At 38.0% G+C, this 13,252-nt stretch carries 11 protein-coding genes; all 11 read right to left on the bottom strand.

Going from position 1 to position 13,252, the window contains the following annotated elements; genetic code table 11:
- Positions 1–3: 3 nt before the first annotated feature.
- Complete coding sequence (rfbD, locus tag AMJAP_RS02645; RefSeq protein WP_019620712.1) at positions 4–900, bottom strand: dTDP-4-dehydrorhamnose reductase; 897 nt, start codon at positions 898–900, stop codon at positions 4–6.
- Positions 897–1,982 (bottom strand): dTDP-glucose 4,6-dehydratase, encoded by a 1,086-nt coding sequence (rfbB, locus tag AMJAP_RS02640; protein ID WP_019620713.1) that lies wholly within the window; start codon positions 1,980–1,982, stop codon positions 897–899. Before rfbB ends, rfbD begins: the two co-directional genes overlap by 4 nt.
- Positions 1,983–2,045: 63 nt before the next feature.
- Entirely contained in the window at positions 2,046–3,131 is a 1,086-nt protein-coding gene (locus AMJAP_RS02635; protein ID WP_019620714.1) for a hypothetical protein, read from the bottom strand.
- 55 nt (positions 3,132–3,186) lie between these two features.
- Positions 3,187–3,873 (bottom strand): ABC transporter ATP-binding protein, encoded by a 687-nt coding sequence (locus AMJAP_RS02630; RefSeq protein WP_019620715.1) that lies wholly within the window; start codon positions 3,871–3,873, stop codon positions 3,187–3,189.
- The gene (locus AMJAP_RS02625) at positions 3,870–4,664 is read right to left on the bottom strand and encodes an ABC transporter permease (protein WP_019620716.1); all 795 of its coding nucleotides are present in this window, start codon (positions 4,662–4,664) and stop codon (positions 3,870–3,872) included. Before AMJAP_RS02625 ends, AMJAP_RS02630 begins: the two co-directional genes overlap by 4 nt.
- 65 nt (positions 4,665–4,729) lie before the next feature.
- Positions 4,730–6,442: a polysaccharide biosynthesis/export family protein gene (locus AMJAP_RS02620; RefSeq protein WP_019620717.1), complete on the bottom strand. Its 1,713-nt coding sequence runs from the start codon at positions 6,440–6,442 to the stop codon at positions 4,730–4,732.
- A 66-nt stretch (positions 6,443–6,508) separates the two neighbouring features.
- Positions 6,509–6,874 (bottom strand): hypothetical protein, encoded by a 366-nt coding sequence (locus tag AMJAP_RS02615; RefSeq protein WP_019620718.1) that lies wholly within the window; start codon positions 6,872–6,874, stop codon positions 6,509–6,511.
- A gap of 148 nt (positions 6,875–7,022) precedes the next feature.
- Positions 7,023–8,420 (bottom strand): hypothetical protein, encoded by a 1,398-nt coding sequence (locus AMJAP_RS02610; protein ID WP_019620719.1) that lies wholly within the window; start codon positions 8,418–8,420, stop codon positions 7,023–7,025.
- A gap of 181 nt (positions 8,421–8,601) precedes the next feature.
- Positions 8,602–9,543 (bottom strand): hypothetical protein, encoded by a 942-nt coding sequence (locus AMJAP_RS02605; protein WP_019620720.1) that lies wholly within the window; start codon positions 9,541–9,543, stop codon positions 8,602–8,604.
- Between the two features lie 126 nt (positions 9,544–9,669).
- Entirely contained in the window at positions 9,670–10,404 is a 735-nt protein-coding gene (locus AMJAP_RS02600) for a sulfotransferase family 2 domain-containing protein (RefSeq protein WP_019620721.1), read from the bottom strand.
- A gap of 23 nt (positions 10,405–10,427) precedes the next feature.
- Positions 10,428–13,064: a glycosyltransferase gene (locus tag AMJAP_RS02595; RefSeq protein ID WP_156815129.1), complete on the bottom strand. Its 2,637-nt coding sequence runs from the start codon at positions 13,062–13,064 to the stop codon at positions 10,428–10,430.
- Positions 13,065–13,252: the final 188 nt, after the last annotated feature.

The raw sequence follows: 13,252 nt of genomic DNA, 5'->3' as shown, positions 1-13,252 counted from the left end.
ATCTTATTCCTCACCATTATTTAAGCTCAGGTATTCATCTAGTGTTAATTGCAGCTGGCTATACCAGTCAGGCATAGTTATGTGGAATTCTTGTTCGATTTTTCCCAAAGATAATCTCGAATTCATAGGCCTTTTAGCTGGAGTCAAATATTGACTTGAAGGAATCCCATTCACTTCTGCAACTTTAAGTGTAACATCCCTCTCTCTAGCCAAATCAAAAATCGAGCAGGCAAACTCATACCAGCTAGTCTCTCCTCTCGTAGCTAAATTATACACTCCAACACGAGGCACGATCGGCTGGCTAATACTAGTTACTGCTTGCGCAGTAACCTCGGCAATTAAACGTGCAGGAACTGGGACACCACACTGGTCATTAACAACACTTAATGATTCCCGGCTAGCCCCTAAAGTTAACATCGTTTTCATAAAGTTACTGCCACGAGCACTATATACCCAGCTTGTTCTAAAAATCAGATAATCACAACCTGATGAAATAACATTCTGATCTCCTTGCAACTTAGATTGTCCGTAAACAGACATTGGGCCTTTTTCATCAGTCTCACTCCAGGGAAGCGAGCCTGTTCCCGGATATACATAATCTGATGAATAGTGAATCAACCATATATTATTTTTTGCCGCATAGTTAGCTAGCAATTCAGGTAAAGCAGCATTCATTGCAAAAACCGCATCATGCTTCTTCTCTGCCTCATCAACAGCAGTCCATGCTGCAGCGTTCACAATCAGGTCTGGGCTTGTTTCTTCAAGATAATCAGCAACACGACACATATCCTCCAGATCTAAACGATCCCTATCTGGAGAGTCAATCTCGCCAAAAATAGATAAACTACGTTGTAACTCAAACCCTACCTGACCACTACAGCCAGCAATCAGTACTTTCATAATTTACCTAGCCGCTCTCCCTGATAGCTTCCATCCAAAACCGCTTGCCACCAATTTTCATTATCAAGATACCACTGAACAGTTTTCTTTAAGCCTGTTTCAAATGTCTCTTCAGGTATCCAGCCAAGCTCTTTTTCAATTTTACTTGCATCAATCGCATATCTTAGATCATGCCCTGGACGATCTGTAACATATGTAATCAACTCCTTATAACTAGTAAGGTCCACGGAGTCATTGTTATTTGTAGGATACAACTCATCAAGCAGATTACACAAAGTCATTACCACTTCTATGTTCTGCTTCTCATTATGTCCACCTATATTGTAAGTTTCCGCAATAACTCCTTCTTGTGCAACCTTGATCAAAGCTCGGGCATGATCTTCAACGTAAAGCCAGTCTCGAACCTGCTTACCGTCACCGTATACCGGTAAAGCTTTCCCCGCCAAAGCGTTGAGAATCATTAAAGGAATTAGCTTTTCGGGAAAATGAAAAGGACCATAATTATTTGAACAGTTCGTCACCAACGTCGGCAACCCATATGTTCTCTGCCAAGCTCTTACCATATGATCTGAACTGGCTTTACTTGCAGAGTATGGAGAGCTGGGAGCATAAGGAGTATCTTCTGTGAAGAGATCCTTTTCGCCATGTAGATCACCATAAACTTCGTCGGTAGATATATGGTGAAAACGAAACTCTTCGGCCTTTTGCTTATCTGTATTTTTCAGCTCAATATAATAGTTACGAGAAGCTTCCAGCAGCGTATATGTACCAACAACATTCGTCTGAACAAACTCTCCAGGACTATCTATAGAGCGATCAACATGGCTCTCAGCGGCAAGATGCATGACAATATCAGGCATAAAATCTAAAAAAACCGAATTCATTGCTTCTCGATTACAAATATCCTCATGTATAAAAAAATATCTGGGATGTTCGTTAATTCCAGCCAATGATTGTTTATTACCAGCATAAGTTAATTTATCGACATTAACGACTTGATGCTGTGTATTATTAATTAATTCACGAATTACGGCAGAACCGATAAATCCAGCCCCACCAGTAATTAAAAAAACCTTTGACATATTAGTAGCTCGAAACATGATTATTTAAAAGTTATTTACTTATGCTAGCATTAGTAGAGCAATCTAATCTCGATGATCCTTAATGATCATCATTAACATCTGAGCAATTAAAGCAATAAAAATTGCAACAATTGAATAAACCGCAATACTATGGGCTCGTTGCGGCTCAAGCGGATATTCTGGATATGTTGGTGTTTGCAACACAGAAACCTGTTTTAATTTCCGAGCAGCTTCAATCCGAGTCCCTTCTAACGCAGCCAATGCCCCTGAATAACTCTCTAAAGCAAACCTAACCTTAAGCTCAAGAGTTTGATACTCTGCGGAGACCGTATTTAAAGCACCTCCCGACTGCTTTGCCATCCGATCTTGTTGCTTACTTATTTGATTACGGGTAGCTTGAATTGCACTTTCAATTCTTACCATTGAAGGAGAAGTGCTACTCTGATAACTCTTTAAGACAGCCCTCTCAGCCTGCAAATTAGATAATTGACCTTCAAGTGAGGCAACGACTGCACTTAAACTAGCTACAGTACCAGTAGGGGATATCAATCCTTTCTCGTTTTGATACTCGATAAGCAACGCACTCGCTTGAGCAAAATCATCTCCCAATACACTAACCTGATTTTCCAAAAAGCTAACCTGCTCTTGAGCAAGTCGCCTACCTAGCAGATTCATATATATTTCACCCTCTTCCAACAATAAATTGGCAATCTTATGGGCTACATCCGGACTAAAAGCTTCAACTTTAATACGCAAAACATTTGCATATTCATCTAATTCAACGGAAATTCTTTGTAAATAATATGCATGTAAATCTTCCATCGGAACATAGCCACTCGGAAGACTAGAAATAAAATCAGCATCCGAATCTGAGTAATGTTTACGAAAATCTACTAATTCATCAACAGTTTTAAGCATATCAACTGACAAAAGGTAATCTCTTAGTAGCAACATATCCCCGCCACCTGATGCCCCTCCAAATAACGAAGCCACATCCATTGTTGGCAAAGTAATTTGGGGGCTTTCAAGAACGATATTAGCCTCAGAAACATATCGATCACTAGCTATTAGCCCCCAATATATAACTGATAGCGCAATAAAAAGTAAACATGCACCCCACACTGGGTTTTTGATTAGTCTTTGTTTCATTCAGTTCTCTTCAACAGACGTTGATTAAGGTTACTGTATATTTTAATTTTTGGAATTAGTTAGCGACTTCAAGAAGTTTCGGTAGGTTATTCTTCGTATGATATGCCTTCAATGCATCATTGATATCATCAAACCAAATCGCTGTTCCTTCATCTACAAATATTCCGGCCTGACATAAATCTTTTAAAATCCCTTCACCATGAGAGACCATAATCAAACTAGCTTGTCCAACCTTATCCTTAAAAGCTTTCTTTGCCTTATGACGAAAGATCTGATCGCCTACAGAAGTAGCTTCATCAGATAAGAACACATCAAAATCGAAAGCTAATGACAAGCCAAATGCTAAACGTGCGCGCATACCCGAAGAGTATGTCTTCACGGGCTCATCAAATGATTTACCTATTTCAGCGAAATTTTCAACTTTCGCAATGATAGTATCGATATTACTTTCCTTAGAGTGAATACGTGCTACAAACTTCACATTCTGCCTACCTGTCATGGTCCCCTGAAAGCCACCTCCTAATCCTATAGGCCAGGAAACACTGCAGTTTCTGATAATTTTGCCGCGATCAGGGCTATCCATTCCACCAATTAACCTGAGCAACGTTGATTTACCAGCTCCGTTTCTTCCTATTAAACCAACACTTACACCTTGAGGTATTTCTAGATTGACATCTTTTAAAACCCAGTCACTACCATGGTGATTATGATAACGCTTATACAGGTTACGAATACTAATCATTGTGCTTTAAGTCTCTGATCGAAGCGAAGATGTAAAATAAGACCAAGCAAAATAAAACTCAAATTCCAATACCATAAATAAGCCAAATTAATTCCCAGTAGAGAGCGATAGCCCTCAAAAAAACCTAACCTTAAACTTTCTAACCCATGCACTATAGGATTCCAAAGTAAAAACTCTTGAATCCAATGTGGCAAAAAATTTAATGGAAATATCACCCCAGAAACAATCATTAAAGGAAGCATTATGATTTTTAATACATAGCCAATTTCCGGAACCATTTCAGAAGCTGCGGAGGCAGTAAAAGCAGAGCCTAACCCTAGACACCATAACGAAAACCAACAATAAAAAGCATACAGCGGATCTACTGCTACTAAGTCGACACCTAACAAGCCCCCGATAATAATAAATAAGAGCATAATAAAAGATTTAATCATCCCCTCAAGAAAACAACGAACTAATACTGGATCTATGGATTTAACCTGCCGATAGGCAAACAATCCTTTATTAGACTGAATCGCTCCCAGAGACCTTTGCAAATTTTCTCTGAATAAGTAAAAACCCATCAGACCCACAATGATCCAAGGAATAAATTCAGCACCACTCACATGGCCTCCCCTGTTCATCACGACTCCCCTGATTGACACCATGACTGCGACCATTGCTATTGGTTCAAAGAGCATCCAAAACCAAGCCATGCGATCTCTCGACGTTATTTTAGCTATAGCTTCTCGCATAAAAAGAGCATACCAAACAGCTCGAGTTACCTGCCATGGAGTTCTAGAAGTCAGCACTCATTAATCCCTCAGCTATTTAGAAGATAAATTACAACAGAGTATTCTAGTTATTAACATTCCCATCACAGCCCAGTAACAACCTTAGTTGCTACAGCAATCTGATACAAAATCTGAGAAATACTAGTTGCTAACTGTAGATTCTTTGTTGGAACTTCTGGCAAGACCAATATTTCATCTCCAGCTTTGAGCTCAATATTCCCGGCATCGCGCACTTCGCCATTTTGGCGCACAATTAGAATTTTAGATTCATCAGCATGTGAACTAAACCCTCCAGCGCCATCAATATAATACCTAACACTTTTTCCTGATTGAAAAACAACTGATTGCGGGACTAAAACTTCACCACTGATTAAAAGAGAATCCGATTGTTCAGGAATAGTAATCACATCACCATCCTGTAGGCGGATATTGGCAATATGATCATTTGAAGCAACAACTAGTCGACCGTTAGGTTCTTCTAGGGAAGCCTTCGCAATAAATTGGCTAATAAGTTCAGCTTCCTGAACTCGAATACTTGCTTCTTGCGAAGTAGAAGATGAAGCCCCAAGGTAAGTAGCCTCTAGTCTTTTTAAACTTTCGTTTAGAGACGCCTTTTGACGTATAGCAATACTAGTCCTTCGCATGGAGATGCTCGTGATATCTGTAATGCTTTCTGGCACTGCTATGGAATCAAGAAAATCATGCAACATAATATCCCGCGGTAAAGAATAGCGAGATGGCCCAAAGAAACTTCCTTCAACCTCAACAACAATTGTATCGTGACGTTTATCAGCACTTAAAATAACTTCATCACCATTTCGTAAGGATTGTGTCGAGAATTCTTGCAGAGGGAAGTAGCCGGTCAACGGACCATTATGTCGACTTCCACGCAGTAACACATGAGAGACACCGGCCTTCATATGTACCAATTTGATCAGGGCCCTGCCTATCATCTCATTCTTAGTTAATTCATATCTGTATGAACGCTCAATATCACCAGACACTATAACTGAGGCTTCGCGGCCACCTACTACCAGTGTATCTCCATCACGAAATTGTGGCCGAGCCATCTGACCATTTAGAAGAAAAGCATAAAGATCAACAATCTGAATAATTTGACCGTTACGGATAACCTTAATAGCCCGGTATGACCCCATCTGATCATCAACACCTCCGGCCTGATTAAGAAAATAGATGAGAGAGTCATTAGGAGTACCGGCATAACGGCCAGGACGAGGAACAAAACCTGTAACAAAGACCCCAACAGGCTGAACCCCTTGAACCTGAGTATATACATGTACATTCTCGGGGTAGATAGACCGAACAGAGCCACGAATACGGGTATCGAGGTCTTTATGACTTAAACCTTGTACTCTTACCGGACCAATAGTTGGAATGAAGACATTCCCGCGCGCATCGACGGGAATAACACGCTCCATTTCAATAGCCCCCCATATGCGAAGAACAACCTGGTCACCTGGAGTTACTTTATAATCAGAATTAAGTCCATCAGACCTCAAACCACTGAAGCCACCATCAAAAAGCTGACTACCGAATGGACGAATATCGTCCAAATCAGAAATATCTTGTAAGCCTGATTGGCCATATGAACCTGATTTCCAATCAACATTCTGTTGAATCTGTTGCTCTACACCCCCTCCACCCATTAACTGTTGTACAGCGGGGTCTAAATTTCCAGCATTCTCAATAGCGGCATTTGTAAAACTACTGAAACACAGCACGATAGCAGCTAATACACTATTATAAATGACTGAGTTTATATTTGACTGCATCATGCAAAAATTCCAATTTACGTTATAACCGTTTTTGATTTTTTTTGGAAAACTAGGAAATACTTTTTATTAGATAACTGCCTGCCTAAGAATCCAAACCGTTGATTCAATTTTGCAGGCAATATAATTATCAACTACACCTTCGCCAATCAAAACAACTTTCCTACACAACCTACCGCTCGCTGCAAAATACGGTATTCCTGCTGTCATATTTCGACCCTGATTCGGCCCTGAGGACAAAAGAAGTGAGACGTCCCGCATACTATCCGTCAGAAGTGCACTAACATCAACGGGCAACACGCTGCCTTCTTTCGGGCTAGACAAGTGATTATTAGCACCTGATAATTGCATCGTCTGAGTTGAGCATGCAGTTAAAAAAGACACGAAAATGATCGCAACCACCGCAGGAAACATGCCATATGTATTCAGCTTCATTGAGCCACTATCCATAACTAAATTTATTAAAGATAATCATACAGTAGAATCTGCCAGAATTCACTTGTCGTAGAGCAACATGGATACTGAAAGACTTAATCTCATCCTCCATAATAGTCTAGGGAATAACAAACATTTTCCTGCAGATTTAAATATTATTAATCTTATTCAATAGCACTTTACTATTTTCGTATTTATTCTCTTCAGGCTTTACAGAAACCACTCTATTTAAAGAAATAAAAGCCTCACACTGCCAAAAAAACTCCTTTGTTGTATAGTGTTCATTATCACCAGCTGCATAATAAGACACATAATCCGATGCTATTTTTTCAGCGAATTCAAACTCATTCGTAAACAAATACAACTCAAACATCAACAATTTGTATAGCATATTATCAGAATCACATGCCATAGCCTTTATCAAGAACCCTAATGCCGATAGCAAATCAAAATCTCGAGAAAGAAGGTAGGCATGATATAAAGAAAAAGACTTTTGAAAAGGATCAAAACCCGCTATATCCGCATCTAAATCATTACATAAAAAATAGTTTATATACTTTTCTCGACCCCAATACTGCTCAGGAGTTAAAACACTAACTGAACCAACAGCTCCTGCTAACTTAGTAACACCACTACTACCAGCTGCAAAAACAGAAAAACATCTAGACATTAACACTACATCAAACAACACATCCCATCCATGCATTTTGTTGTTATAAAAGTCTCGAGCCAAAACTACATCAAATTCATTTTTTAGTGAATTTAACAACTCACCATCTTGTCCAAACAAAATAACATTCTTACTTAAACCAACCTGCTCTTCGATTATCCTTTTAACAATATTAATAGGCAGACAGCGGCCATTAGCATACCTGCCACTCAACCTATAATCACCATAAATTATATCTCCACCTCGTATGTGAATCCCTACAAAACCATCATCTATTCCAACCCTTTTCGCATTGAGAATCACATTCTTAAGCTCTGGCTTAAATGGTAATTCATAGAAACACTTAGTCAATCTTTTAGCATCATTTTCATCAAACTCAATTACGCTCGGCAGTCCTGCTTGAGCACATCTTGATATATCCCAGCCTCTAAAACCCCAACTAACAGGCTTATCAAAAATACTTTTTCCGACGCAGCTAAAAACATCATCAAACCCAAAGCAAGTTGTTTCATCAACAGAATAAATATCGACAAATTCTTTATCAAAAACATCAACAGCCTTCTCCATTGAATGATACTTATCTCCTATAAACCCCCTCCCCCATTTAAACCTGAATTGACAATCAAACTTTTCGGATAAGGCTTTTGCTATTATTAAAGCCATAAGACGCATTGTTAACCCATCTCCACGCCGGGCTAGAAACGCAACTTTACCTTTTCCATCTAAAATAAAATAATTTTCAATTTTTTTTCTGGCTTCAACATCCTCTGAAGATAGCTTTAAAATTGCACGCCATATATCTAAAGCAGCTATCTCACTTTTCCTTTCGAAACTTCTAGCACCACGACGCAAAAGCTTAACAACTTCAGAGTTCATCAAACTTATCCTTTTTTGAAAACCACTTCACTACAGAAATACACTTTCATCGCACAAATCATTAAAACAACACACAAAACAAAGAATATCCAATAAAAACTTTCTAGAACATTACAGAATCAAACATTAACAACAGCGTTGAGCACTTAGTACACAAACATATAAAACACGCTTAAATATTCTATATTCCCAATACTTTATTTCTTATCTCCAAAAACTCGTTATCACTTAATTCAAACAACGAATCATCACCTCCTTTTGACAATCTTAAGACTCCATTCTCAAGATATTTGGTAGAGATCAAATTATTACTTTCACATACTCGCTCGAAAATCTCATCAGCCATAGAAAATGAAGCCCTAAAAACTCCTGTATCATCATTTAAAGACATTTGAGCCAATCCAACATATAGCTTTTTTCTTTGCTGCTCTTCTAGGATGTTTTTTTCTTTCATATTAAACATCAACTTGAACGATAAATATTTCCTTGACAAACTATTGTTATTATCGGCAGACCTTATCAAAACATCATTAATACCAAGAACAGACTTAAAGAAATCACTTACAACATCACCGTCAATGAGACTTTTCCTATCAAACAATCTAAATCTAACATTGGAAAATTCACAAACCCAAGAATTTACAAACTTTGAATAATCCAATTCAAAACCATCAAAAAACTCATCAAATTTCTTATCGTAATCGCCCGCATGAACCTTTTGATTATACGCAGAAGCAATATATCCAACCTGTTCTCTTAAATAACAAACAATCGTTACGTCGAAGCCCGACTCATCAAAAACCTTTCTTATAACTTTGGGATTAGAATTCTGGAAGGATTCTGAGCTTAAAATCAAAACCTCATTTTCTTTTAGCTTTATTAAATCTAATTCCTTGGACTTTTTTTTAACAAGCAAATCCAGCTCTTTGCTACTTAACTTATTTGTAACTGACCTTCTTAAAGAGACAGCCAAATTATGATGAGCATATCCTTTATAAAAAGAACCTCTCGGATATTTAAAAAGATATTCCTCAAGAATCGAATCATTTTCAGACAAAACCTTTTGAATAGAAGACGTTCCTGATTTATGCCTACCAATGTGTAGTATTGCTTTTTTCTTCACTTTGAATCCTTCACATTCAAAAAACACAAGCTCGATACTATTTTATTACAGCTCACAAAAAATACTAGAAATCTGAACTTTAATAAAACAAAGAAAAAACTTAAAAGAAACCCTAAACAAAATCAGTTATTCAACGCCCAACAAACAATCATAGAGTTTTTTATCTTCAGAGTTAGCTAGTTCCAACTTAGAATAAACCTCATCACCGATTTCTTTTCTTATATCATTCAAACGATCATCCAAACTTTTTTTGATATTTCTCGACACATTCCGTTCAACCGGATTAAGTTCAATGCAGACTCCTTCACTGCCAAGCAGTCTCTCAAGCCTTTCTAAAGACTCAGAATACCTCTCAACACAGCCAACAAACGGTAATTCAGCGATAGCTTTTTTTGCCCTCACAAACTCATCGCCAAGCTTGGCGCCAAACATAGATGCAAAACGTTGCATATGGAAATTTCGACATTGACGATCATTAGCCAACGAAAGGCGAGTTTCTATATATCCCGATAGGTTTGTACTTCTAGCAAGCACAGAACCAAACCCATCACCCCCTTGTTTTCTTTCAAAAGCATAAGCAGAAGCGATACGATCTATGGGATGACGCATGAATATAATTGGAAAGATTTTGACAGTATCAATCTTGGGAACAGGAAAAATAGCGGTATGAGTTGAAAAACATATAGCCTGAGGGTTGTCGATAATCCACTGCTTTAATTGCGCTCGATTTAAAGCCGGTTGCCCAGGAAACTCCTTAGTAACCCATTCACCGTTTTTTTCACTAAAATTTTCTTTCAATGAGGCATCAAGAGAGGTGCCTGCATTTTTAAACAGATGATAATGCAATAAAATCGTTTTCATCAAAATTTCCTACAGCCGGCCTACTATTTACTTGAGTAAATACCAACACTAGCAAAAATATCTTTAAACACTTTATGCCCATGTTCAAAAGAGTATTTTTCTTCTACTAATGTTTGACTATTCTCAGCAAACTTTGTCCATAGCAATTGGTTGTCATATAATTTTATTATCGCATCTACCCACTCTTGCGGATCTTGTGCAATAAGAGTGCTTATTCCCTGAGTTAATCCAGTGCCTTCGGCTGCCACCTCAGTTAACACTGTCGGCAAATTATATGCCATTGACTCTAAAACTTTTCCTTTAATACCTGCACCAGAGAGTAGTGGCGCCACAAATATTCGATGATCATGATAAACCCCGTCTAGCGTCTCAGCAAATCCAAGCATTTTGACATTCTCAACTTCCATCTTTTTGTAACTGGACGGCATATTACTACCATAAACATACAGCACAATTTCAGGACGCTTTAATGCTAATAACGGCATAATTTCATTAACTAAATACTCTACAGCCTCACCATTTGGGGTGTGGTTAAAGCCACCAAGAAAAGCAATACCTTTACGTTCTTCGTATCCCGGCCCTTGGACTTTTTCTTGCAACACCCATGGGGTTAAATGCATTTTACTTGAATCTAAAATATGACTTGTAATAACAGCGTGTTCTGTTGTGTTGTAGCATAAAATCGCATCTACTTTACGACAGACTGCCAATTCGTTGTCACGAGTTCGCAAAGGCCCATCCAGCTCCTTTTCTCCTTCTTGTAGCGCTTTACGTAGTTCCCTTAAAAAATGCAAATCAGCATTATTAAAGATCACTTTGATATTTTTCTGCTGTTTAATGCGATCAATATACTTTTCGGCCACATGATAGCGCGTAACATAGACAGCATCCATTTCAGCTAAGCGACGATCAAAAACATTATCCATTGAAGTATAAAAGGGTGCATAAAGCACTTCTACGCCCATTTTCTGGAGAGCTTTTGTATACTTACCAAAATGAGCTAAATTTTCTGGCACAAACGTTACTTTAAAGCCAAGTGATATAATTAGCTTGATCTCTTCAATAGCAGCATAACTACCAGCGTCTTGACTTGGGACTGGCGTTGCATAATCCAGAACCAATATCCGTTGATCGACTTTACGATCCTTCTCAATTTGCATATTAATTAAACTGGGCGTGCCATTATTGCGATATTTTTTAAACCACTTTGAACGAAACGTTTTTTCATTTACTTTTTGATAACGTTTTAAGCCCTTAGTCACATCTGTGCCGTGACTCTGGCCTTCAAAATGAATAACTTCTGAATATGGAACATACACTGTCCTGAAACCAGCCTCCCTTACTTTAAAAGCAAAGTCTGTATCTTCGTAATAACAAGGCGCGAGCTCCTCGCTAAATTTATCAACCTTTTCCCATACATCTTTACGAACACACATTGCTGCCCCAGTCAAATAATCAACATCTCTGGAATAACAAAATTCTGGAGTCATAGGGTTTTCGTTGCGGCCTACATTCCAGGGCTCTCCACTCTCCCATACAATACCACCGGCTTCCTGTAACGTACCATCCAAATTAAGTAACTTTGAACCTGTCATACCTATTGCTACATCTTCCAAAATCTTTTGAGTCAGTTCATCTAACCAGAATGAAGTTACTTCTGTATCATTATTAAGAAATACAATATATTCGCCTTTAGCAATCTCACTTGCCCGATTACAGCTTTTCAGAAAACGAAGATTTTCAGTATTTCTTGATACAACCAAATTATCAATAATATTTTCTGCATTAGCCGTTTCGTCTGTAGAGCAATCATCAGCTAATATTACTTCATAACTAACCTTATTAAAGGCTAAAGCTATAGACGCAATACAATGATAACTCAAATTAAATTTATTATAGGCAGGTACAATAACCGACACTTTTGGATCTTCAAAAAAGGGCAATGTAAAGCGTGGATACTTATTCCGATTTTCATAGCCTTCTACGACCAACTGATGCACCAAACCTATTTTATCAGCTGTTAAATAATGAGAGCCTTTAGCAAGTGCATCTATGTGAAAACGCAGTGATTCAAAACGCTTATTACTATGCACATTCATTGACATAAAACCAGGAGTATTCGCACTATCCTTTAAATACATCCATGGTGTCATTATTATACTTTCTTGATCCCCTTTATTTTCACCTCCTATTCCTTCTAAAAAGTCACTTACATTCTCTATCGATACTTTTTCTGAATCTTCATCTTTAATATTTATTGGCGAAGATAACTTTATTTGACCGTCAACTATAAAAAGGTTTTCGCAATTCAAATCATTAATCATTACTTCTTTTATTATTTTCATCGATTCCATATCGACTAAATGTAATTCACAGTTCTCCGGCAATTCATCTTCTGATATAAACAAATTAAAACCATGTTCTCCTGCATGTATACCATGATCCTTCACGTCTTCACGATACAAACATGCGTCACCTTTAGCGATTAGACTGCCGTTACACAACACGCCAACATTGACAGTTCTATTCGTTATTTCTGAAGCAGCCCACCCCCCAATATTTTGTCCATTAATATAGTCAATATGGCCTACTAGCAACTCTTCAGCTTTTGCCATTTTCTTTAAAGAATTAACGACATTGCATAGTTGTTCTTTAATCATTGTATAAGTCACTTTAACGCTATAATTATTGAAGAAGAGAGGGCAGGTGTCTTCACTATCTCACAATGAAGCAAAATTTGAGAAAAATGCCGACAAACTATCTGGGTATTAAAATACTTCATCTTGATTCCTTTCATAAATATCCGTGTCTCATTTCAAGGAGCTCGTAAGTCTTAGCTCTTCCTATC

It is taken from the genome of Amphritea japonica ATCC BAA-1530 (assembly GCF_016592435.1).
In the GTDB taxonomy this organism is placed as follows: domain Bacteria; phylum Pseudomonadota; class Gammaproteobacteria; order Pseudomonadales; family Balneatricaceae; genus Amphritea; species Amphritea japonica.
Note: the sequence above shows the minus strand (reverse complement) of the source record. Positions and strands in the feature narration are given on the sequence as shown.